General features: G+C 74.6%; 19 protein-coding genes. 12 read left to right on the forward strand and 7 right to left on the reverse strand.

Translation table 11 applies throughout. From position 1 onward, the window contains the following. Positions 1-300: 300 nt before the first annotated feature. A complete protein-coding gene (locus tag ABD363_RS15400) occupies positions 301-1,977 on the reverse strand; it encodes an SWIM zinc finger family protein (protein ID WP_344603664.1) in 1,677 nt (558 codons plus the stop codon). Between the two features lie 651 nt (positions 1,978-2,628). Then, positions 2,629-3,432 (reverse strand): nuclease-related domain-containing protein, encoded by an 804-nt coding sequence (locus tag ABD363_RS15405; protein WP_344603666.1) that lies wholly within the window; start codon positions 3,430-3,432, stop codon positions 2,629-2,631. 300 nt (positions 3,433-3,732) lie between these two features. On the opposite strand from ABD363_RS15405, the gene ABD363_RS15410 reads away from it, so the two are divergent. From ABD363_RS15410 to ABD363_RS15450, 9 genes are all read left to right on the forward strand, one after another. Next, positions 3,733-4,440 (forward strand): hypothetical protein, encoded by a 708-nt coding sequence (locus ABD363_RS15410; RefSeq protein ID WP_344603668.1) that lies wholly within the window; start codon positions 3,733-3,735, stop codon positions 4,438-4,440. Beyond that, positions 4,437-5,726 (forward strand): ATP-binding protein, encoded by a 1,290-nt coding sequence (locus ABD363_RS15415; protein ID WP_344603670.1) that lies wholly within the window; start codon positions 4,437-4,439, stop codon positions 5,724-5,726. Before ABD363_RS15410 ends, ABD363_RS15415 begins: the two co-directional genes overlap by 4 nt. A 78-nt stretch (positions 5,727-5,804) precedes the next feature. Continuing rightward, on the forward strand, positions 5,805-6,656 hold the full coding sequence (locus tag ABD363_RS15420; protein WP_344603672.1) for an SH3 domain-containing protein: 852 nt from the start codon (positions 5,805-5,807) through the stop codon (positions 6,654-6,656). A gap of 43 nt (positions 6,657-6,699) precedes the next feature. Then, positions 6,700-8,067 (forward strand): FtsW/RodA/SpoVE family cell cycle protein, encoded by a 1,368-nt coding sequence (locus tag ABD363_RS15425; RefSeq protein WP_344603674.1) that lies wholly within the window; start codon positions 6,700-6,702, stop codon positions 8,065-8,067. 16 nt (positions 8,068-8,083) lie between these two features. Beyond that, positions 8,084-9,562, forward strand: coding sequence for a penicillin-binding transpeptidase domain-containing protein (locus tag ABD363_RS15430; protein WP_344603676.1), 1,479 nt, complete (start codon positions 8,084-8,086; stop codon positions 9,560-9,562). A gap of 374 nt (positions 9,563-9,936) precedes the next feature. Further along, positions 9,937-10,875, forward strand: coding sequence for an AurF N-oxygenase family protein (locus ABD363_RS15435; protein WP_344603678.1), 939 nt, complete (start codon positions 9,937-9,939; stop codon positions 10,873-10,875). Between the two features lie 124 nt (positions 10,876-10,999). Then, on the forward strand, positions 11,000-11,653 hold the full coding sequence (locus ABD363_RS15440; protein WP_344603680.1) for a TetR/AcrR family transcriptional regulator: 654 nt from the start codon (positions 11,000-11,002) through the stop codon (positions 11,651-11,653). 30 nt (positions 11,654-11,683) lie between these two features. After that, positions 11,684-11,983, forward strand: coding sequence for a hypothetical protein (locus ABD363_RS15445; protein WP_344603682.1), 300 nt, complete (start codon positions 11,684-11,686; stop codon positions 11,981-11,983). 112 nt (positions 11,984-12,095) lie between these two features. After that, entirely contained in the window at positions 12,096-13,232 is a 1,137-nt protein-coding gene (locus tag ABD363_RS15450) for a C40 family peptidase (protein WP_344603684.1), read from the forward strand. Here the strand turns inward: ABD363_RS15450 and ABD363_RS15455 are convergent. Genes ABD363_RS15455 through ABD363_RS15475 form a run of 5 tightly spaced genes read right to left on the reverse strand, consistent with a single transcriptional unit; the run spans position 13,196 to position 18,893 of the window. After that, positions 13,196-14,458, reverse strand: a complete 1,263-nt coding sequence (locus tag ABD363_RS15455) for a styrene monooxygenase/indole monooxygenase family protein (protein WP_344603686.1) — start codon at positions 14,456-14,458, stop codon at positions 13,196-13,198. The genes ABD363_RS15450 and ABD363_RS15455 overlap by 37 nt on opposite strands. Before the next feature lie 26 nt (positions 14,459-14,484). After that, positions 14,485-15,132, reverse strand: a complete 648-nt coding sequence (locus ABD363_RS15460) for a GTP-binding protein (protein WP_344603688.1) — start codon at positions 15,130-15,132, stop codon at positions 14,485-14,487. Then, entirely contained in the window at positions 15,113-15,526 is a 414-nt protein-coding gene (locus ABD363_RS15465) for a DUF742 domain-containing protein (protein WP_344603690.1), read from the reverse strand. The genes ABD363_RS15460 and ABD363_RS15465 overlap by 20 nt, the downstream gene beginning before the upstream one ends. Then, a complete protein-coding gene (locus ABD363_RS15470; RefSeq protein ID WP_344603692.1) occupies positions 15,523-16,035 on the reverse strand; it encodes a roadblock/LC7 domain-containing protein in 513 nt (170 codons plus the stop codon). Before ABD363_RS15470 ends, ABD363_RS15465 begins: the two co-directional genes overlap by 4 nt. After that, a complete protein-coding gene (locus ABD363_RS15475) occupies positions 16,032-18,893 on the reverse strand; it encodes a sensor histidine kinase (protein ID WP_344603694.1) in 2,862 nt (953 codons plus the stop codon). The genes ABD363_RS15470 and ABD363_RS15475 overlap by 4 nt, the downstream gene beginning before the upstream one ends. A 404-nt stretch (positions 18,894-19,297) precedes the next feature. Here ABD363_RS15475 and ABD363_RS15480 point away from each other — a divergent pair, with 404 nt between their 5' ends. The 3 genes from ABD363_RS15480 (at position 19,298) to lon (ending at position 23,266) form a co-directional block, all read left to right on the forward strand. Next, the gene (locus tag ABD363_RS15480; RefSeq protein WP_344603696.1) at positions 19,298-20,083 is read left to right on the forward strand and encodes a protein phosphatase 2C domain-containing protein; all 786 of its coding nucleotides are present in this window, start codon (positions 19,298-19,300) and stop codon (positions 20,081-20,083) included. Between the two features lie 309 nt (positions 20,084-20,392). Beyond that, the gene (locus ABD363_RS15485) at positions 20,393-20,542 is read left to right on the forward strand and encodes a hypothetical protein (RefSeq protein WP_344603698.1); all 150 of its coding nucleotides are present in this window, start codon (positions 20,393-20,395) and stop codon (positions 20,540-20,542) included. Between the two features lie 300 nt (positions 20,543-20,842). Then, a complete protein-coding gene (gene lon / locus ABD363_RS15490; RefSeq protein WP_344603700.1) occupies positions 20,843-23,266 on the forward strand; it encodes an endopeptidase La in 2,424 nt (807 codons plus the stop codon). Positions 23,267-23,378: the final 112 nt, after the last annotated feature.

Here is a 23,378-nt window from a genome sequence, read left to right on the forward strand (position 1 = left end):
CTTGGGACGGGTTCGGGCTTGAAGCCTAGCTGTTCCGTCCGGGAAGTCGTGGGCGGTGAGGCGGTGCCGGGCGAGGGGTGCTGGATCTGGTCCGGGCGGTCGGCGGTCGGCAGCGGGCTGGGTGTGTCCGGCGGCGGACCGGGTGTGCAGGGCTCGCGGAGGGTGGGGCGGCCGGGGCGGCTGGTCCTTCCCGGGTTCCTCGCCATGATCTTTCCCGTCGGCTGGTCCGGTTCCGGCGGCGGTCTGTGGTGGACACGAGCGGGTGGCGGGGGTGGGTGGCGTGCCGTGGTGCCGTGCGGCTCACAGGCCGTGTTCGTCCATCAGGCGCATCAGGTTCCGCTTGCGTTTTCGGGCGGTGCGCAGGCCGGTGACGTACGCGGTGAACTCGCCCTCCGTGCCCAGGTGGCGGTGGCAGTCCCGGATGCTCAGCAGGAGGCCGACGAGCTGCTCGTAGACCGCGTTGCCGGTCTGTCCGGTCAGCGGTTCGGCCAGGCGCAGGTAGACGCCGAGCGCGTCAGCGGGGCGGGTGGCCCGGACCCGGTCGGCGAGGGCGAGCCACTGCCGGTCGTCGGCGCCGGTGTCGGTGGCGGCCTGCCAGGCGGCGTCGACGTCCTCGTCGTCGAGCAGGGCGTCGACCAGGACGGGGCCGCCGTACCGGCCTGGTCGACGCCGCTGCGCATCGGCGCGCAGCAGGGTCAGCGCTCCCTCGCGCTCGGCCGGCCAGCGGCCGGCGGCCCGGGCGGCGTCGCGCAGCCGCTGGTACGCGAGCAGGGTGCGGCGGGCGCCGAAGTGGTCGCGGCGCAGGGTGACGGCGTCGGCGAGCCGGTCCGTCTGCGTGTAGCGGTCGCAGAGGTGGTCGACGAGGGCGGTGTCGACGGCGGAGAGTTCCCGGGCGTCCCGGAGACCGCGCTCCGCCCAGTTCAGGGCTTCGTCGGGGCGTCCGGCGGCTTCCAGTTCGCGGGCGATGAGCAGATGGGTGTGACCGTTCGGGGCGAGGGCGGCCGCGTGCACGGCGATCACCGTGTCGATGTCGCCTCCCGCCTTGGCGAGACGCTCCAGCAGGTGTTTCTCCGCCCAGCCGCGGCGGTTGCCCCGCCATGCCTCGACCGCCAGTTTCCGCACCAGGGCCATGCCCTCGTCGCCGAGGACGTCCGCGTAGTCGAGCGGGTCCACGTCGGTGAGGCCGTCGTCCGAGTCGCCGAGCACGTGGCCGACGATCCAGCGCGCCAGTTCCTCGGGGTCGGGGCGGGCCGCGCGACACGCTTCGAGGTGGGCTTCGGCGAGGTCGGCGCCCACCTGTCCGAGCCGGCCGTCGGAGTCGTCGACGCTCTCGACCGCCTCGGCCAGCAGCCGCATGGCCTCCCGTGCCAGGGTGACCGCGTCGGCGGCCCGGCCCGAGCCGGTGAGCGCGCCGATCGCGGACACGGCCTGCCCGGCCTGGTCGGCGTAGGCGCGGGCGTCGGCGTACTCGACGTACCCGTACCGGGCGAACGGGCTGATGTCCAGCAGTTCACGGACGCGGGCCCGGACCGCGGCGAGGTCTCCACGAGCGCTCGCGGCCCGCAATTCCAGGCGGCGCCGCAACTGCCGGTCCTCGCCGATCTGCTCCCGCACCAGAGCGACCAGTTCGTCCTTGGACAGGGCGGACAGCCACGTGTCGAGGGCCTGTGCCCGGTCGCGGGCCGCCTTCCGCTGCCGCGGCAGGCTCTCCCGCCGGGCGAGCACCGTCAGGCCGAGGGCGACCAGGTGCTTGCAGAAGTTGCCCTCCAGGCCGTACGGGCAGTCGCACGCGCCGGACAGCCCGCCGGGGCCGTCCAGCGTCAGCTCCGCCTCGTACCGTTCCGTGCCGTGGACGCTCGCGGTGACCCGGCCGTCGCCGACCTCCACCCCGGTCACCGCGTCCAGGTAGCCGAGTCCGCGCTCGTAGGAACGGGGGCCGGCCAGTGCCTTGAGGTCCGCCTCGGTGAGGCCTCGCATGGCTCCTCCGTTCTGCCGGGGACACGCACTTGGCGTTTCGTCAGCCTAGGGGAGGCGGGGCGCGCGGGCCGACCGCCCCCGTACGGCAGGCCGCGGCCGCCCCTGTCCGCTCACGGGGCTCGGGCAGCTCGCGGCGCGGGTCGTTTCACCCCTGCGGGGGAACGGGGTACGGATCGTTTCCGGCTCCGCGGCACGCGGGGGCCCCGCCGGTGAACCGGTGCCGCGGGGCGTCCCGGGGCGATCGTCGTGCCGCCGCTCCGCGGGGGCACGGTCGCGGGGCGCGCACGGCGTGCGGCGCCGTTCGCCGTCCGCGGGGGCGACCGCGACGCGTTCCCCGTCGTCCCCGGCAGGGCCCGTCCCGGCGGCAGCCGGTCGCCCACGGCCGTGCGGTGCGGGCGCCCACCGGTGTCCGGGGGGCTTCCGCGGACAGGCGGGTTATCGCCGGTTCGGCACGGTCACCGGACGGCGTCGGCGGCGAGCGGGTCGTCCGAAGAGGTGGGCCGGTCGTGGCGAGGGCTGGGGTCGGCCCTCGCCACGACCGGCCGCGCGCCCGGGCTGGGCCTCGGTACCGCGCGGACGATTCCCCTGGGCAGAGTCATGACATCGGCGTCCGGGCACCGGACCGGTGCTTCCGGCCGGTGGGGCGGCCGCTCACAACCGCGTCCACGTGTTCCGGTCCCGCGCCATCGCGTGCAGTGCCTCCACGTCCGCCGGCTTCAGCAGGCCCCCGAGCCGGGCCAGGCCCACGATCTCCGTGTCCCGCAGGACGCGGACCTCGCGCGGCGGGATCTCGACCGTCACGTCCGCCGGGCCGGTCAGGGCCAGGACGGGGCGGACCTCGGCCGTCAGGGCGTAGGAGGCGCGGTCGGCGGCGGCGCGGACACGGCGCAGCAGCGGCTGCGGGTCGTGGCGGCCCAGGGCGACCAGGGGGTCGGCGATGCGGACCCGCTGCTTGCGGGCGTACAGGGTGTGGACGGCGAACAGGCCGCCGGGGCCGATCGCCAGGTGGTGGATGCGGTCGCCGCCGGGGAGCGGGACGGAGTGCAGGGTGTGCCAGCCGGCGCCGTCGATGCGGTCCAGGGCCTCCCCCACCGTCTGTTCCGCCTCCAGCGCCCGGCGGCGCGGGTCCGGGCGGAGGAGGCGGGCCGGGCCGGGGTCGCGGTCGAGGGCGACCAGCAGGGCCTCGCCGGGACGGTTGGGCGCGAGGTCGTCGTCCGGGTGCAGGGAGAGGCGGGCCAGCTCCGCGGGGGTGGGGACGGGGGGCGGCCCCACCGCGACCGGGCCGGTGAGGAAGGGGCGCAGCGCTCGGAGCACGTCCTCCCTGCGGTCCTCGCTGAGCAGGTTGACCCGGGCCGCCTCGCGGTCGTACCAGGCGACGTTCCGGCCGTCCGGGTGGCAGACGTAGAGCCGCTCCCGGCCGTGGCGCCAGGTCGGTATGACGCGCAGTGCGCTCATACGGCATCACCCCATGACCATGGGAACAGGCGGGGTGCTCCGGGTGCAAGGACCCGGCTGTCCTTCGGGGGCGGCCGGGCAGCGGTGCGCGGTCCGCTCGGCGGCACCCCGGACGCGGGGAAGGGGACTTCCCCGCGAATAAGGTGTACGGGATCTCCGGTCGCCCCGGTTCGCCGGGCCGCCGGCTCAGCAATCCGGCGGGGCAGCGGGCCGACGGGCAGCGGGCCGGCGGGCCGGCAGCACGACAGGGCAGTCGGACGACAGGACGACAGGACGAAGGTCGACAGGAGCACAGTACCGTTGAGCCGCCTCTTCCACGCCGGCCGTGCCGGTACCGCACTCGCCGTCGCCCTTCTCCTGGCGGCCGCCGCGGGCTGCGGCGACACCGGAGGGCTGCGGAACGCCGGGGCGACACCGGCCGCGACCGGTCCGGCGCGGCTGTGGCCGGAGCTGACGCCGGCGTCGAGCCCGGCCTTCGAGATCGGCGAGGTGGACACCGAGGTCGTCGAGGGCGTCGCCGTACCGGGCGACGGCATCCGCGCGGTGGACCCGGTGGCGGTGGTACGCGCCGAGATCGCCGCGCGGCCGGACGAGTACGGCGGCCCCGGGGCGCCGTACCGCGGGACGGCCGAGCGGATGGACGACTGCGCCGGGGGCCGCGCGGGGTGCCCGGTCCTCGATCCGTACTACCGGGATCTGACCGGCGACGGGCGGGACGATCTCACGCTGGGCTTCCGGCTGCTGCCCGGCAGCACCACCGCGGTGCGCGTCTACACCGCCGACCGGCACCGGCTGGTGCAGGTGATGGCGTGGGAGGACGCGGTGAGCGGGGTCGAGCTGACCGGCCGGTCCCTGATCATCCGCTCGCCGTCGGAGGTGGCGGGGTACGAGTACCGGCTCACCTGGACCTGGGACCCCGACCAGCGCGCGATGCTCCTCACCCACGACGAGATGCTGCGCACCGGTCCGCGCACGCACCCGCCCCGGCCCTCCGCGAGCGCCCGGTGAGACGGCCCCGGGCGCTCGCGCTGCCCCGGTGGGCGGGCCGGCTGGCGGTGCGGGCCGCCGGCCTCGTCACGGTGATGTGCTGCGCGCTCGCCGCGCTGCTCGGCGTCCTCGTGCACGTCTCGGTGACGAACCAGACCGTCGGGCAGGCCCGCGAGCTGGCGCTGCAGCGGCTGGCGCGGGCGACGGACGCGTTCGAGGCCGGGGACGCGCTGGGGCCGGGCGCGGGCCTCGACCCGCCGGGACTGCCCCGGCCGCTGCGGGAGCTGGCCGCGGCCGGGGACCGCGGCACCATGGTCGCCGACCACGACGGGCGCCCCACGATGTGGGCGGCGGGCCCCGCCGACCGCGGCCGGGTCCTCGCGGTCGAGGTCGACTACGCGCAGGGCGAGCGCACCATCGACGGCCTCGACCGGGCGATCGTGTGGTCGTCCGCGCCGGCGATCGGGGCGACGGTGCTGGTGGGGGCGTTCGCGGTGACGCGGGTGACGCGGCGGCTGCACGCCACGGCCCGGGTGGCCCGGCGGATCAGCGCGGGGGACCTGGACGCGCGCGTGGACGATCCCCGTACTAAGGACCCGGCGCGCCCGCAGGACGAGGTGGCCGCGGTCGCCGCCGCACTGGACTCCATGGCGGCGTCGCTGCAGGGCAAGCTGCTGGCCGAGCAGCGGTTCACCGCGGACGTGGCGCACGAGCTGCGCACCCCGCTGACCGGGTTGCACGCGGCGGCCGAGCTGCTGCCGCCGGGCCGCCCGACGGAGCTGGTCCGGGACCGGGTGGCGGCGTTGCGCACCCTCACCGAGGACCTGCTGGAGATCTCCCGGCTGGACACCGGGCGGGAGCGGCTGGAGGTGGGCACCGAGCGGCTGGGACCGCTCGCCGAGCGGGTGGTGCGGGCCTCGGGGACCGGCACCGGGGTCAGGGTCGTCCGGGACGTGGCGGTCGAGACGGACCGGCGGCGGCTGGAACGGGTGCTCGGCAATCTGGTCGCGAACGCGCACCGGCACGGGCGGGCGCCGGTGGAGCTGACCGTCGACGGACCGCGGGTCACGGTGCGGGACCACGGGGACGGGTATCCGGAGTACCTGCTCGCGCACGGACCCCAGCGGTTCCGCACCGAGGGCGGGGCCAAGGGGCACGGGCTCGGACTGACCATCGCGCTGGGGCAGGCGGAGGTGCTGGGCGCCCGGCTGGAGTTCGCGAACGCGCCGGACGGCGGGGCGGTCGCCACGCTGACACTGCCTCGGACACCTCCCGCCGGCGGGCTTCTCCCTGATGGCGCAGTGTGACGGGCGCCGTCCGGACGTCGCTCCTAATGTGGCGATGAGTCACCTTTGACTTCTTCGTCCTCTTCCGGAGGTACTCCCATGACTCTGCGCTCTCCCTTCACCCGCCGCATCGCCATAGTGGCCGCCGTCGGCGCCCTCGCCGCCGCGGCCACCGTCACCCCCGCCGTCGCGGGTGACGGCCGGGGCGGCAATCCCTACGCCAACGGCTTCAACGGCGGAAACGGCGGCTTCAACGGCGGCGGCAACGGCAACTTCACCGGCGGGAACGGCGGCTTCAACGGCGGGAACGGCGGCTTCAACGGCGGGAACGGCGGGGGCTTCACCGGCGGGAACGGCGGCTTCAACGGCGGCGGCAACGGCGGGCACGGCGGCGGCAACGGCGGTGGGAACGGCAACTTCACCGGCGGGAACGGCGGCTTCAACGGCGGAAACGGCGGGGGCTTCAACGGCGGCGGCAACGGCGGCTTCACCGGCGGAAACGGCGGCGGGCACGGCGGAAACGGCGGAAACGGCGGGGGCTTCAACGGCGGCGGCAACGGCGGCTTCACCGGCGGAAACGGCGGCTTCGCCGGCGGCGGAAACGGCGGGCACGGTGGCGGAAACGGCGGGGGCTTCAACGGCGGCGGAAACGGCGACTTCGCCGGCGGCGGAAACGGCGGAAACGGCGGCGGAAACGGCGGCGCCCACCACGACTCACGCTTCACCAGAGGCGTCGTCACGGCGAGCACGCTGGTCCTGCGCAGCGCCCCGAACCGCGGCTCCCAGACCATCCGCTACGCCCACCGGGGCGAGGTGGTCAGGATCTACTGCATGACCGGCGGCGAGTCAGTGGAGGGCAACCGCCTGTGGTATCTGCTCGCGGACGGCACCTGGGCCTGGGGCTCGGCCCGCTACATCGACACCGCCGGACACAAGCCACGCTGGTGCTGAGCCACACCGTACGCACCCCCCACCAGGTGAGCGGGTTCCGGACATGACCAGGGTCGGAACCGCTCCCGCTCCGGTACGGGCGGGCGCCCCCGCCCGCGCCGTGCGTCTCCCCCGGCGCCGCGGCGTCGAGCTCGCCCTGATCGTCCTGGCCGTGCTGCTGCCGGTGTACGGCTACTGCGCCGTCGGCCTGGCCACCCGGGGCGCCGTTCCGCCCGGCGCCGTCGGTTACGGTGCCGGGCTCGGCGTGCTCGCGCTGGTCGCGCACGGCGCGGTGCGCCTGCGGGCCCCGTACGCCGATCCGGTGCTGCTGCCGATCGGCGTGCTGCTCAACGGCCTCGGCCTGGTGCTGATCTACCGGCTGGACCTGGGGACGCCGGGCGACCGGGCGGCGCCCGCCCAGCTGGTGTGGTCGACGCTGGGCGTGGCGCTGTTCATCGTCGTGGTGCTGCTGCTGCGCGACCACCGCCTCCTGCAGCGCTACACGTACGTCTGCGTGGCGGCCGCGCTGGCCCTGCTCACGCTGCCGATCTTCTTCCCGGCCGTGAACGGGGCCCGCCTCTGGGTCCGGATCGCCGGGTTCTCCATCCAGCCGGGCGAGTTCGCGAAGGTGCTGCTGGTGGTGTTCTTCGCCGCGTACCTGGCGGCGAACCGCAACGCGCTGGCATACGCGGGCCGCCGCGTCGGGCGGCTGCAGCTGCCGACCGGCCGCGTGCTGGGGCCGATCCTCACCGTCTGGCTGGTGAGCGTCGGCGTGCTGGTGCTGGAGCGGGACCTGGGCACCTCGCTGCTCTTCTTCGCCCTGTTCGTCGTCCTGCTGTACGTGGCCACCGGCCGCACCGGCTGGATCGCCGTGGGCCTGCTGCTGGCGTCGCTGGGCGCGGTGGCCGTGGGCCGGCTGGAGCCGCACGTGCACGGCCGGATCCAGGACTGGCTGCACCCGTTCGCCTCGATCGAGGCGGGGCAGGGCCCGGACCAGCTCGCGCAGTCCCTGTTCGCCTTCGCGGCGGGCGGGGTGCTCGGCACGGGGCTGGGGCACGGCCACTCCTTCCTGATCGGTTTCGCCGTCAAGTCGGACTTCATCCTGGCCACGGCCGGGGAGGAGCTGGGCCTGGCCGGTCTGTGCGCGCTCTTCCTGCTGTACGCGCTGCTGGTGGAGCGGGGGTTCAGGGCCGGGCTCGCCCTGCGGGAGCCGTTCGGCCGGCTGCTCGCGGTCGGGCTCGCGTCGCTCGTGGCGCTGCAGGTGTTCGTGATCGCCGGCGGGGTGACCGGCCTGATCCCGCTGACCGGCATGGCGATGCCGTTCCTGGCGCAGGGCGGCTCCTCGGTCGTCACCAACTGGGCGATCGTGGCCCTGCTGATCCGGGTCAGCGACGCGGCGCGCCGCCAGTACGACGGGCGGACGGCGCCGTGAGGGGCGGGGAGGCAGGATGACCCGCCACATCCGGCACGCCGCCGTCTTCTGCGCGCTGCTGCTGCTCGCCCTGCTGGTGAACGCGGCCCGGGTCCAGGTCGTGCAGGCCCCGGCGTACGACGGCAACCCCGCCAACCGCCGGCCCGCCATCGCCCGCTACCAGCAGCCGCGCGGCGACATCCTGGTCGGCGGCGAGCCGGTCACCGGGTCCCGGGACACCGGCGAGCACCTGCGCTACGAACGGACCTACCGCAACGGCCCCCTGTACGCGCCGGTCACCGGCTTCTCCTCGCAGGCGTACGGGACGACGCTGCTGGAGCACGCGGAGGACGGCGTGCTGTCCGGCACGGACCCGATGCTGGCGCCCCTGCCGCTGTGGCGGGACGTCAGCCGCGCCCGGAGCCGGGGCGGGAACGTGGTGACGACCATCCACCGGGCCGCGCAGGAGGCGGCGTACGAGGGGCTGGGCCGGCACAAGGGGGCGGTGGCCGCGGTGGAGCCGTCGACCGGGCGGATCCTGGCGCTGGTGTCCACGCCGTCGTACGACCCGCAGGTGCTGTCCGGGAACGGGGCGGCCGTCACCCGGTCCTGGGAGGCGCTGAACGGCGACGCGGACCAGCCGATGCTCAACCGGGCGGTGCGGCAGACCTACCCGCCGGGCTCCACCTTCAAGGTGGTCACCGCGGCGGCGGCGCTGGACGCGGGCGTGGTCACCGGCCTGGACCGGCGGACCCGCTCGCCGGACCCGTACCGGCTGCCGGGGACGAGGAAGTGGCTGACGAACCGGGCCGACGGGTGCCGGAACGCCTCGCTGCGGCGGGCCTTCGAACGGTCCTGCAACACGGTGTTCGCGCAGCTCGGCGTGGCCGTGGGCATGCGGGGCATGGCGGCCGCGGCGGCGGGCTTCGGGTTCGGCGACGACGGGCTGCGGATCCCCTTCTCGGTGGCGCGCAGCACCTTCGACACCTCGGCGGACCCGGCGCAGCTCGCGCTGTCGTCGATCGGGCAGTACAACACGCGGGCCACGCCGTTGCAGATGGCGATGGTGGCGGCGGCCGTGGCGAACCGGGGGCAGGTCAGGGCGCCGTACCTGGTGGAGCGGACGACGCGGGCCGACGGCGGCACGGTGTGGGCGGCCGGTCCCCGCCCGGTCCGGCAGGCGATGCACCCGTCGACGGCCGCGCTGCTGAAGGAGCTGATGACCGGTGTGGTGGAGAAGGGCACCGGGGCGCGGGCCGCGATCCGCGGGGCGACCGTCGGCGGCAAGACCGGCACGGCCCAGCACGGCGTCGGCAACTCCGGTACGCCGTACGCCTGGTTCGTCTCCTGGGCGCACGGCGACCGCGATCCGGAGGCGCGGGTGGCGGTCGCGGTGGTGCTCGAGGGCGGGTCGGCGCGGCGCGGGCGGATCACGAGCAGCGGGGTCGCGGCGCCGATCGCGCGGGCGGTGATGGAGGCGGTGCTGGACTCGCAGGCGCGGACGTCCGCCCGATGAGACGGGGGTCTCGGAGTGCGGGCGTCCGGCCCGCACTCCGGTCATGACCGACGCCGTCCACGAGCTCGCCCAGGGCGGCATCGCCCGTCCCGGTCTCCCGCCGGCCCTCCGCGGCCGACGGGCTTCGTCGACGGCCTCGACCCGGTGGACGCCGGCGCCGTGCGCGTTCACGCTGCGGCCGCCGTTCCCGCCGGAGGCGGCGAAGCCGGTGGCCGGCGGGGCGCCGAGGGGGGCTGGGCCGCTCGGCCCGAGGCCCTTGCGCGGCAAGTGACGCGCGGGGGATTGACGAGCTTGCTGACAGGCAGTCTCATAAGGACCATGGTGTGACCGCGGGTAACCCATTCGCACATCCCGTACGACGAGGTGGGACAGCCATGACGACCCTGACGGAAGCCGACGCGCTGGAAGGGCTGCGCGACGCGCTCGGCCTGCTCAAGGACCGGGAGCAGGTGGCCCAGCGGCTGCTGGCCTCCTCCGCCAAGCACTCCTTCGACCCGGACGAGGAGCTGGACTGGGACGCGCCCTTCGAGGAGGGCAAGTGGTTCTGGCCGCCGGAGCTGGTGTCGCTGTACGACACGCCGCTGTGGAAGCGGATGAGCGAGGAGCAGCGGATCCTGCTGTCCCGGCACGAGTCCGCGGCGCTGGCCTCGCTCGGGATCTGGTTCGAGATCATCCTGATGCAGCTGCTGGTGCGGCACATCTACGACAAGGCGGCGACGAGCGCGCACGTGCGGTACGCGCTGACCGAGATCGAGGACGAGTGCCGGCACTCGAAGATGTTCGCGCGGCTGATCGCCCGCGGGGGGACGCCGTGGTACCCGGTGAGCCGGGTGCACCAGCAGCTGGGGCGGGTGTTCAAGACGATCTCCACCACGCCGGGCTCCTTCACCGCGACGCTGCTCGGTGAGGAGGTGCTGGACTGGATGCAGCGGCTGACGTTCCCCGACGAGCGGGTGCAGCCGCTGATCCGGGGCGTGACGCGGATCCACGTGGTGGAGGAGGCGCGTCACGTGCGGTACGCCCGCGAGGAGCTGCGGCGGCAGATGGTGACGGCGCCGAAGTGGTCGCAGGAGTTCACCCGGATCACCTCCGGCGAGTTCGCCCGGGTGTTCTCGGTCGCCTTCGTCAACCCCGAGGTGTACACCAACGTGGGCCTGGACCGGCGGGAGGCCGTGGCGCAGGTCCGGGCCAGCGCCCACCGCCGGGAGGTCATGCAGAACGGCGCCCGGCGGCTGACCGACTTCCTGGACGACATCGGGGTCCTGCGGGGCGTCGGGCGCCGCCTGTGGAAGTCGTCCGGACTCCTCGCCTGACGACGGCCGGCGGACGGGGCGGGGCGGGGCGGAAGCGGGGGCTCGTCCCCGGGCCCGGCCGGCGGGGCGGGGGCCGGGGCTCGTCCTCCGGTCCGGCCCCCGGGCACCGGTTACCCTGCGGGACATGAGCCCGCAGGCACCCACCCCCGCCTACCGCCGTCTCAGCGTCGAGGAACGCCGCGGCCAGCTCCTCGACGCCGCCCTCGCCCTGTTCGCGCACCGCGCTCCGGAGGAGGTCTCCCTCGACGACGTGGCGGAGCGGGCCGGGGTGTCGCGGCCGCTGGTGTACCGGTACTTCCCGGGCGGCAAGCAGCAGCTGTACGAGGCCGCGCTGCGGTCCGCCGCCGACGAGCTGCGGCACTGCTTCGACGAGCCCCGCGAGGGCCCGCTGCTCGTCCGCCTGGCCCGGGCCCTGGACCGCTACCTCGCCTTCGTCGACCAGCACGGCACCGGCTTCAGCGCCCTGCTGCGGGGCGGCGGCGTCGCCGCGACCTCCCGGACCACGGCCATCGTGGACGGTGTGCGCCGGACCGCCGCCGAGCACATCCTGAGCCACCTCCAGGTCACCCGGCCCGGCCCGCGGCTGCGGATGACGGTCCGCATGTGGATCACCGCGGTCGAGGCGGCCTCGCTGATCTGGCTCGACGAGGGCAAGCAGCCGCCCGCCGACGAGATGCGGGACTGGCTGGTCGAGCAGTTCGCGGCCGCGCTGGCGGTCACCGCGCGGCGTGACCCGCAGAGCGCCGCGCTGGCGAAGGCCCTGGCGGCGGATGCCTGACCCGGGTGCCGCGCGGCGCACACTGGTGCCGTGAAGAGCGAAGACACCCCTTTCGAGGGCGGGCCCATGGACGGGCGGGTGCTGCCCGTGCTGCTGGGCATCACCGGGCACCCTCCGAAGACGTACCGCATCCCCGTCCCGGACCCGCGGGGCGGGGAGCCCACCGTGCTCGTCTACCGCCGGGTGGAGCGCGGGCAGGGCCGCCTCGGGCTGACGCGGCGGTGGAAGTACGTCCACGACCCCGAGGGGCGGCGGGGCCGTGTGCGGCGGTGGCCCTGGTCGAGGCCGGACACCACGCCGGGCGGCAAGCCGGACGCCCCGCACGGGTGACCCCGTTGCGCCGAACCGCGCACACCCGGCGCGCGGGCCGCCCGCGTCCGTGGTGATGCTCGCGGTGCGGAGGAGAGCGGACCGGCCGCCCGCCCGCACCGGAGGTGATGACGTGTCAGGGAGGCTTCTGCGCCTGGTCGGTACGGCGACGGCGGCCGTGATCGCCCTCGCGCCCGTGCCCGCGGCGGCCGATCCCGGGCCCGGCGACCGGTCCCTCGCCGAGCTGCTGACGGATCTTCAGCGGCTGTACCGGGAGGCCGAGCGGGCCACCGAGCGCTACAACGCCACCGAGGAGAAGCTGGCCAGGCAGCGCGCCCAGGTCGAGCGGCTGGACGCCGAACTGGCCCGTACCCGGCTCTCCCTGCACGACAGCCGCGGGGCGGCGGGGCGGCTGGCCCGGCAGCAGTACCAGAGCAGCACCGACATCTCCCCCTACGTACGGCTGCTGCTGGCCCGCGATCCGCAGCGGGCGCTCGACCAGGGGCGCGTGATCGGGCGGCTGGCGCGCGAGCGGGCCCGGACGGTGGGCCGTCTGACCGGCAGCGAGCACCGGGCCGACCTGCTCACCCGCCGGGCCCGGGAGGCCCTCGACGAGCACCTGGTCCTCACCGAGCGGCGCAGGAAGGAGCGGGACGGCGTGCGGGAGCGGCTCGGCGCGGTCGAGGAGCTGCTGGCGTCGCTCAGCGCGGAGCGGCTGGCCGCGCTCGCCGCGTTCGAGCGCGGCGGGATCGCAAAGGCGCAGCGGAGGTTCCTGGCGTCCGGGACGCTCGGCGACGACGGCAGGCCGAGCCGGGAGGGCGAGCGGGCCGTGCGCTTCGCCGTGGAACAGCTCGGGAAGCCGTACCGGTGGGGCGCGGAGGGACCGGAGTCCTACGACTGCTCGGGGCTGACCTCCGAGGCCTGGGAACGGGCCGGGGCGCCGATTCCGCGCACCAGCCAGGAGCAGTGGGCGCGACTGGCGCGGATCCCGCTGAGCGAGCTGCGGCCGGGGGACCTGGTCGTCTACTTCCCCGAGGCCACCCATGTCGCCCTCTACCTCGGCGACGGGCTGGTCGTGCAGGCGCCGCGGCCGGGCGCGCGGGTGAAGGTGTCGCCGATCGCGGCCAACCCGGTGCTGGGCGCCGTGCGGCCGGATCCCGGCGGGGAGCCCCTGCGGCACTACGTGCCGCCGAAGCTCCCCGAGGGGGCCATGGCGGGATCCGACGAGGGCTACTACGCGCCCGCGGCGCCGGAGACCTCCATCAGGTAGCCCTCCGTCTTCGCCGGGTCGTAGAAGAAGTTCTCGAAGTCGGCCGGGTTGTTGAAGCCGTTGGCGAAGCGGTCGGCGACCGGCTGGAGCCGGCCGGCGGCGCCGATCAGGTTCAGCACGTGCTCGGGCGGCGGGGCGAGCATGGTGTTCGTCCACTTGGTGACGTGCCGGGCCGTCTCCCAGTAGCGGTCGAAGGTCTGCTGCATCCACTCCTCGTCGAACGGCTTGTCACCGTGTTCGAGGATCGAGGCGAGGTAGGCGGCGGCGCACTTGGAGGCCGAGTTGGAGCCCTGGCCGGTGACGGGGTCGTTGGCCACGACCACGTCGGCGACGCCGAGGACCAGGCCGCCGCTCGGCAGCCGGCCGATCGGCTTGCGGACGGTGGGGGCGTAGCGGCCGGAGAGGGTGCCGCCGGCGTCGGTCAGTTCGACCTTGGTGGCCCGCGCGTACTCCCAGGGGACGAACTTCTCCATGAGTTCCAGGGTCAGGGAGAGGTGCTCCGCCGGGTCCTTGACGCCGTGGAAGACGTCCAGCGGACCGCCGGGCACGCCCTCCCAGAACAGGATGTCGGCGCGGCCGGAGGTGGTCAGGCACGGCATCACGAACAGCTCGCCGACGCCGGGCACCAGGTTGCAGCGGACCGCCTCGGTGTCCGGGTGCTCCGGGCGCGGGGCCAGGCCGTGCACGTACGACACGGCCAGGGCGCGCTGCGGCTCGCTGTACGGGGAGCGCTCCGGGTCACGGGCGAACATCTGCACCAGCTCGCCCTTGCCCGCCGAGACCAGCACCAGGTCGTAGGCGCGGGAGAAGTAGTCGAGGTCGCCGACCGCCGCGCCGTGGATGACGAGCTGGCCGCCGCGCTGCGCGAAGGTCTCCATCCAGCCGGCCATCTTCACCCGCTGGTCGACCGACTGCGCGAACCCGTCGAGCCGGCCCAGCCAGTCGATCGCCCGCTGCGTCGGCCCCGGGTCGTGCGAGCCGGGGGCGGCCACCGAGACGCCGAGACCTTCGATCCTGGGAGCCTGGGACTCCCAGAAGTTCAGCTTCAGGTCGCGCTCGTGCTGGAGGGCGGTGTGGAACATGCACTGCGTCGACATGACCCGGCCCGAGCGGATCTCGTCCGCGGTCCGGTTGGACATCAGGGTGACCTCGTACCCGTGCGACTGGAGGCCGAGGGCGAGCTGGAGACCGGACTGGCCGGCTCCGACGACGAGTATCTTCCGCATGCGGGATGTCTCCTAATGGACGGTGGCTACTCGGGGGTTTCGTCGAGCGCGTGGCCCACGAGGGCCAACAGGACCTCGATCACCGAGATCCGACGCCGCGCGTCCATGATCATGACAGGTATGTGCTGCGGGATGGTCAGCGCCTCCCGCACGTCCTCCGGCTCGAACAGCTCGCTGCCGTCGAAGTGGTTGACCGCCACGACGTACGGCAGTCCGCAGCTCTCGAAGTAGTCCAGCGCCGGGAAGCAGTCCTTCAGCCGGCGCGTGTCGGCCATGACGACCGCGCCGATCGCGCCGCGCACCAGGTCGTCCCACATGAACCAGAACCGCTGCTGGCCCGGCGTGCCGAACAGGTAGAGCACCAGGTCGTCGTCGAGCGTGATGCGGCCGAAGTCCATGGCCACCGTGGTGGTGAGCTTGCCGGGCGTGGCGGTGAGGTCGTCGTGCTCCTCGCTCGCCTCGGTCATCAGCGCCTCGGTCTGCAGGGGCGTGATCTCCGAGACGGAGGTGACCAGCGTGGTCTTGCCGACGCCGAAGCCGCCCGCCACCACGATCTTCGTGGCGATGGGCGCCCGGGTACGGTCCGTCTGCCAGGGCCGCAGGGGTTCGTCGGGCTCGACGAACGGGGATACACCAGAGACGCCGCGAGCGGCGTCAGAGACGACGGAGTCCACTCAGCACCCTTTCCAGCAGAGCGCGGTCCGGCCGGCCCGTGCCATGGCCGGTTCCGGTTCCGTACACTCGGATCTTTCCCTGGTCCGCGAGGTCGCTGAGGAGGACACGGACCACGCCGAGCGGCATCTTCAGCAGCGCGGCGATCTCGGCCACCGTACGCATACGGCGGCACAGTTCGACGATGGCCCGCATCTCCGGCATGACCGTCGACTTCAGCGAACCGTTCGTCAGCTCCTTGCGCTCCTCCGGCGCCTCGAGCGCCGCCACGAACGTCTCGACGAGCAGGACGTGACCGAAGCGGGTGCGGCCGCCGGTGAGCGAGTACGGGCGGACGCGGGCGGGCTTGCGGTCCGCGCCCCGTACCGGCAGTTGCTGTTTGGGACTGCTGCTCATCGGGCGCTCCCCGGGGCCTGGGAGGAGGCGGACTCCAGGGACTTCCGCAGCTCGCTGCGGAGCTCGGGCGTCAGCACGTGGCCGGCGCGGCCCACGAACAGCGCCATGTGGTAGGCGACGACGCTCATGTCGCAGTCCGCGGAGCCGTGCACGCCGAGCAGCGAGCCGTCGCTGATCGACATCACGAACAGGCTGCCCTCGTCCATCGCGACCATCGTGTGCTTCACCGCGCCGAAGTCCATCAGCTTGGCGGCGCCGATGGTGAGGCTGCCGATGCCGGAGACGATGGTGGCGAGGTCGGCGGCCGAGCCGCGGGGGCCGGTGCGCTTCTCCTCCTGGGACTGCCGGGCCTGGTCGTGGTGCCCGGGGTCGGAGGAGAGCAGGAGCAGGCCGTCGGAGGAGACCACCGCCACCGAGAGGATGCCGGGCACCTCCTCGACGAGGTTGTTCAGCAGCCAGTGCAGGTTGCGGGCTTCACTGCTCAGTCCGAAGGTACTGGGCGCGGTCAACTGCTTGCCTCCTCGACGGTGCCCCCCGTGGCCTCTTCGGATTCAGCGGGTCCGGTCGTCGGCCGCTGGTTCTGGCCGGTCCGTTCGGCGATCTCCGCCTCCACCTCGCGGTATCCGGCTTCCGCCCCCCGGCGGAAGCCGCCGAGACGGCGGCGCAGGGCCTCGGCGTCCACGGACGCGCCGCTCCGCTGCGGGGCCGGGGCGGGTTTGGTGATCTTGGGGGTGCGCTTGGGCAGACCCTTGTCGGTGACGAGTTCTTCCGGCTCGTCGGGAACGCGTTGGTGCTGCGCCTCGGCCTCGCCCGCGGCGGGTGCGCCCGTGCGGGCGCCGTCCCCGGACGCGGGTGATTCCTGCGGGGCGCTCTCGCCGCCGGCGGCCGGGGGGTGTTCCTGCGGGGCCGGGGTCATCCGCCCCTGGCCGGTCCGGGTCTCCTCCGCCGGCTGCGCCGGGGCGGCCTCCTGCTGCGGAGCGGGGCGCGCGTCCCCCCGCTCCGCCGGGTCCGCCCCGCCCTGCTGGGCCGGGATGAGGAGCTCCATCGTGGTCTCGGCCGGGCTCTCCGGCTGCGGCCGCGCGCTCTCCCGCACGGCCTTCTCCGCCAGCTCGACCAGCGGGTCCCCGTCGCCCGCACGGCCGTGCAGGACGTTGGAGTTGGCCTCCGCGTCGGCGCCCGGCAGGGAGAGGGTCTGGGTGCCGTCGGCCACCGGCGCGGCCGACGGGACGGCGGCGGACGGCGCGGCGGAGAACAGCGTCTCGGGCAGCACGACGACGGCGGCGACACCGCCCTGCTTCTGCGCGCGCAGCTGGACGCGGGCGCCGTGCCGGTGCGCGAGGCGGGCGACGACGTACAGGCCGAGGCCGAGGCCGTCCTCGCTCTCCTGGTCGTACGGGGCTTCCGGATCGAAGTCGGTGAGGCGGGCGTTGAGGCGCTCCAGCCGGTCGGCGGTCATGCCGATGCCCTCGTCCTGGACCGAGAGCATGACCTCGCCGTTCTCCAGCAGCCAGCCGGAGACCTCGACGGGCATCTCGGGCGGGGAGAACGAGGTGGCGTTCTCCATGAGCTCGGCCAGCAGGTGGGAGAGGTCGTCCGCGGCGAAGCCCGCCACGTGCGCGTGCGGCGGCAGCGCGGCGATCCGGACCCGCTCGTACCGCTCGATCTCGCTGACCGCGGCGCGGACGACGTCGACGAGCGGCACGGGCCCGGCGGTCTGCTGGACGTGCTCGGTGCCGGCGAGGACGAGGAGGTTCTCGCTGTGCCGGCGCATGACGGTGGCGAAGTGGTCCAGCTTGAACAGGGTGGCGAGCCGCTCCGGGTCCTGCTCGCGCTCCTCCAGGTTCTCGATGACGGCGAGCTGCCGCTCGACCAGGCCGAGGGTGCGCAGGGCGAGGTTGACGAAGGTGGAGCCGATGCTGTGGCGCAGCCGCTGCAGCTGGGCGGCGGACTCGGCGAGTTCGGCGCGCAGCTCCTCGCGGGCGTCGGCCATCCGCTGCCGCTGGCCGACCAGGTGCTTGCGGTCGGCCTCCAGCGTGTTGACGCGCTCGGCGAGGGCGGCGGCGTGCGCGTGCAGGGCGTTGACGGAGCGGACGACCTGCGCGAACTCGTCGTTGCGGCCGGTGAAGGCGACCGGTTCCTCGGTGGTGGGGTCCGCGGCCTCGGCGAGGCGGGCGGAGCCGCGGCGCAGGACGGCGAGCGGGCGGGTGAGGGTGCGCGCCATGGCCGTGGCGATGCCGACGGCGAGCAGCATGAGGGCGCCGAGGACCGCGACGCGGATCTCCAGCGCCGTCACGTCGTCGTCGCGCAGCGCCTCCAGGTCCTTGGTGCGGCGGTCGTAGAGGGCGGACTCCACGCCGCGCATCAGGTCGACCCGGGCGGAGAGCGCGGCGTCCAGCTTCTTGACGTCGGTGCCGAGTTCGCCGTCGGAGAGGGCGGGCTGGTCGGTGAGGGAGGCGAGGTACCGCTCGGCCGAGTTGACCTCGGGGCCGGTGACCGTGGAGTCGTAGCTGTCCCGGGCCGCCTTGGGGGCGGTGTCGCGGAAGCCGGCGAGGGCGGCGTCGGAGCGCAGGCGGGCCTGCTGGGCGGCGGCGGCGAGGGCGTCGCGCTGCCCGGCGTCGGCGTCCGAGGAGCCGGTCGTGGTGGTGGGCAGGCCGGTGACGGGGTCGATGACGGTCCGGGTGCTGCTCGGCACGCTGAGGGCGGCGAGCAGCAGGCCGCGGGCGGCGGCGGCCTGCTGGACGGCGGAGTCCAGCTCGGCCAGGGCGTACGCCCCGGAGCCCGCGCGGGGCGGCATCCGCTCGGCCAGCCGCTCGGCCAGGCGGTGCAGGTCGGTGATGGCGGCGGAGTAGGCCTCGTGCGCCTCCAGGGCGCTGCTCTTGCCGGTGAGCGCCGCGCGCCGCACGGCCGCGATGCCGTCGAGGTCCTCGCGCAGCGAGGCCGGGGTGTCGGTGTCGGCGCGCAGTTCCTCGACCTGCCGGTCGACGCGGGCGCTGCGCTGCTCGGAGGGCGCCTGGGACTTGGCGCGGCCGGCCGCGATGTACGACGTCACCTCGTCCCGCTCGTCGGCGAGCGCGTGGGCGAGGGCGAGGGCGTCCTGGGTCTGTCCGGCGAGCGTCACCAGCTCCTGGGTGTCGCCGACCTGGTCGGAGGCCGCGAGGACCGACGGGGCGCCCGCTCCGGCGATGGCCGCGGCGACGACCGCCACGGCGACGATGAGCCGGTTGCGCACGTGCGTCGGGCGGCCCTTGCCCACCGGGGTGCCGGGTGTGGGGCCGGCGGAGGTGCTGGAGGTGGGCTCCGCGTTCCCCGCGGGGGCCGTCTGCTTGCCTGTGCGACGAGGCCGCGTCTTCTGCACCGGTGCTCGCATTCCTGACTCGTGTACCCGTGGGCCCGGGTGGCGCTCCGTCAAACTGGCCGGTCGGCGCGTACACCCTCCCCCACGCTCTCGGCCTGCGCTTCGAGCAGAGGGACCCCCATCGGATCCCGACCTTCCCAGTGCCGGTGGACAGGGGACGCGTATCACCTGACCCGCCACCCGAAGGAGTGAACCCCGGAGGGGAGTTGGGGAGCAAGTTCCCCTGGCGTGTGCCGCGGGCCCGTGCGGCGGGCCGGTTGGACGCCGGCCACGGGCGGTGGCAATATTTGCCGCCGCCCGTTCCCGGACTCAACTATTCCATCTCAAATCAGGCGCCTGACCTGCGGGGTGCGCTGTTCCCGCAGCCGTTGCCGGTCTTTCACGAACCTTGTGAAGGACTCGTGCAGACTGACCGGATGCGTACGGAACTTGTCTCGGAGCCCGGCGATCCCGGCCGCCCCAACGAGGACTTCGCGAGCGTCGCGGTGGCCGCCTCGGGACAGGGCGGGTCGCTCGTCGTGCTGGACGGGGTGACGCCGCCCGCGGGCGGGACGGGGTGTCTGCATTCGGTCCCCTGGTACACCGCGCGGCTCGGCGGGACACTGACCGAACTGACCGTTTCGCTCCCGGATGTTCCCCTCGCCGACGCCCTCTCCCGCGCCATCGCGCTCACCGCCGCCCGGCACGCGGAAACCTGTGACCTTTCTCACCCCCGCACGCCCCAGGCGACGGTGGCCCTGGCGCGCTGGTCCCCGGCCGCGGTCGAGTACCTGGTGCTGTCGGACGCGGCCCTGCTGGTGGAGTCCCCCGGCGGCGCGGTCACGGCCGTCCTCGACGACCGCCTGTCCCGCATCCCGCGCGCCGCCCGCGCCACGGACGCGCTGATCGACGCCACCCTGCGCAACAAGGAGGGCGGCTTCTTCACGGCGGCGGCGGATCCCGCGGTGGCGGCGCGGGCGGTGACGGGGGTGCTGCCGCGCACGGAGGTCCGGGCGCTCGCCGCGCTGACGGACGGGGCGGCGCGGTGGGTGGAGACGTTCCGGGAGGGCGGCTGGGACGACTGTTTCCGCTTCCTGCGCAAGGCGGGGGCCCGGGCCCTGGTGGACCGGGTGCGGGCCCTGGAACGCGCGGACACCGACCGGGTGTTCCTGGGACGGGCCAAGACGCACGACGACGCGACGGCGGTCCACGTCGAGCCCTGACGGGCCGCCTGCGCGTGCCCCTTCCGTCCGGGCCGGCCCCGCAGGCGGCCAGGGGGCTGATCCGCGAGGGCCGTCGGAGCCCCGGAGAGGACGGTGTCGAGCGTGCTCGCCCCTCCAGGAGAAATCGGATGCGGAATGCACGACCACCCCGAGGCGGAACGACTGAAAATCGTTCCGCCTCGGGTGGGGACGCTTCGGGGAAGTTCCCTCGGGGAGATACGTCGCCTCCGCGCCGGACGGCCGGGGAGCCGGGCGCCGGCCGCGAGGAACATTGCGCGGGGAACCGTTCGCGCGGGGCAGGAGATCCGCATGAGCCCCGGCCACGACACGGCGCAGGACTTCGGCGTCGACGCCCTGCTCGCGCTCGCCGGGACCGGCGAGGCCCTCTCCGTCGAGGCTGTCGCCCCGAACCGGCTCAACGGCGGGTACGCCCTTCCGCGGGAGTCCGGCGACGACTGACCGGCGGGCCCCGGCTCGGCCCGACCGGCTGGAGCACGTCCCGTCCGCGCTCCGACGGCCACGCCCGTCCCGCTCCCGCGCGGCGAAGGGCCCGTCGCGGTGCCCTTCGGGGCCGGTCCGCCGGCCGGACGGGGCCGTGCCGACCTGCCCGGAATGCGCGGCCTCGTCCGGGTCCGGGCGGGATGCCGGACTCCGGAGCGTCCTTCCCTGATCGCTCAGAGCGAACACGCGGCCGGGAACATTCAACGACTCAGGAGCATTGAGTCGGCATAACTCAACTTGACTGCCGAAGGGGAGATCATGGCTACTGAGTCCTCGGCTAACACACCGCTCACCCTGCCCGTGCTGCCGCTCGACGACGAGGTCGTGCTGCCCGGGATGGTGGTCCCGCTGGACCTGAGCGACTCCGAGGTGCGCGCCGCGGTGGAGGCCGCGCAGGCCGCCGCCAAGTCGGAACCCGGAAAGCCCAGGGTGCTCCTGGTGCCGCGCGTCGACGGGACGTACGCCAACACGGGTGTGCTGGGCACGGTCGAGCAGGTCGGCCGGCTGGCCGACGGCGACCCGGGCGCCCTGATCCGCGGCCGCGGCCGGGTCCGGATCGGCGCCGGGACCACCGGCCCGGGTGCGGCGCTGTGGGTCGAGGGCACGACGGTCGACGAGCGCGTCCCGGACCCGCTGCCCGGCCACGTCACCGAACTGGTCAAGGAGTACAAGGCCCTGGCCACCGCCTGGCTGCGCAAGCGCGGCGCCTGGCAGGTCGTCGACCGCGTCCAGGCCATCGACGACGTCTCCGCGCTCGCCGACAACTCCGGCTACTCGCCCTTCCTGACGACCGACCAGAAGGTGCGGCTGCTGGAGACCGCCGACCCGGTCGCCCGCCTGAAGCTCGCCACCCAGCAGCTGCGCGACCACCTCGCCGAGCAGGACGTCGCCGAGTCCATCGCCAAGGACGTCCAGGAGGGCGTCGACAAGCAGCAGCGGGAGTTCCTGCTGCGCCGTCAGCTCGAAGCCGTCCGCAAGGAGCTGCGCGAGCTCAACGGCGAGAAGGAGGGCGAGGAGTCCGACGACTACCGTGCCCGCGTGGAGGCCGCCGACCTGCCCGAGAAGGTCCGCGAGGCCGCGCTCAAGGAGGTCGACAAGCTGGAGCGCACCTCCGACCAGTCGCCCGAGGGCTCCTGGATCCGGACCTGGCTCGACACGGTCCTGGAGATGCCGTGGAACGAGCGGACCGAGGACTCCTACGACATCCGGGGCGCCAAGGCCGTCCTGGACGCCGAGCACGCGGGCCTGGAGGACGTCAAGGAGCGGATCACCGAGTACCTGGCGGTGCGCAAGCGGCGCGCCGACCGCGGTCTGGGCGTGGTCGGCGGGCGGCGGGGCGGCGCCGTGCTCGCCCTCGTCGGGCCGCCCGGCGTCGGCAAGACCTCGCTCGGCGAGTCCGTCGCCCACGCCATGGGCCGCAAGTTCGTCCGGGTCGCGCTCGGCGGCGTCCGCGACGAGGCGGAGATCCGCGGCCACCGGCGCACCTACGTCGGCGCGCTGCCCGGCCGGATCGTCCGCGCGATCAAGGAGGCCGGGTCGATGAACCCGGTCGTGCTGCTCGACGAGATCGACAAGGTGGGCTCCGACTTCCGCGGCGACCCGGCCGCGGCCCTCCTCGAAGTCCTCGACCCGGCGCAGAACCACACCTTCCGGGACCACTACCTGGAGGTCGAGCTCGACCTGTCGGACGTGGTCTTCCTCGCCACCGCCAACGTCCTGGAGGCCGTCCCGGAGGCGCTGGCCGACCGCATGGAGATCGTCCGCCTGGACGGCTACACCGAGGACGAGAAGGTCGTCATCGCCCGCGACCACCTGATCCCGCGCCAGCTGGAGCGGGCCGGCCTGGACAAGGACGAGGTCGTCGTCGACGAGGGAGCGCTGCGCAAGCTCGCCGGCGAGTACACCCGCGAGGCGGGGGTGCGCAACCTGGAGCGGTCCGTCGCGCGGCTGCTGCGCAAGGTCGCGGCCCAGCACGAACTGGGCGAGCGGGAGCTGCCGTTCACCGTCCGCGCGGACGACCTGCGCGATCTGATCGGGCGGCCGCACCACGTGCCCGAGTCGGCGCAGGACCCGGCCGAGCGGCGCACCTCGGTGCCGGGCGTGGCGACCGGGCTCGCGGTCACCGGCGCCGGCGGTGACGTGCTGTACGTCGAGGCGTCGCTGGCCGACCCGGAGACGGGCGCGGCGGGGCTGACCCTGACCGGCCAGCTGGGCGACGTGATGAAGGAGTCGGCGCAGATCGCGCTGAGCTTCCTGCGCTCCCACGGCGCCGAGCTGGAGCTGCCCGTGGGCGATCTGAAGGACCGGGGCGTGCACATCCACTTCCCGGCGGGCGCGGTCCCCAAGGACGGCCCGAGCGCCGGCATCACGATGACGACGGCCCTCGCCTCGCTGCTCTCCGGCCGCCTGGTCCGCACCGACGTGGCGATGACCGGCGAGGTCTCGCTGACCGGGCGGGTGCTGCCGATCGGCGGGGTGAAGCAGAAGCTGCTCGCGGCGCACCGGGCGGGCATCACCACCGTGATCATCCCCAAGCGCAACGAGCCCGACCTGGACGACGTGCCGGCCGAGGTGCTGGACAAGCTCGACGTCCACACCGTCACGGACGTCCGCCAGGTCCTGGAGCTGGCGCTGACGCCGGCGACGAGCGGGGCGGCGCCGGAGGTCCCGGTCGCGGCGTGACGCGGACCCCGCGGGCGGACTCCGCCCGCGGGCCCGCCCGGGGTGCGGGCCCGGGACCGCCGTACGGGGGTCCCGGGCCCGCGCCCCCCCCCCCCGCCCGTCGCCGTTCCGG

The sequence above is a fragment of the Streptomyces glaucus genome (genome assembly GCF_039533365.1).
Lineage (GTDB): Bacteria > Actinomycetota > Actinomycetes > Streptomycetales > Streptomycetaceae > Streptomyces > Streptomyces glaucus.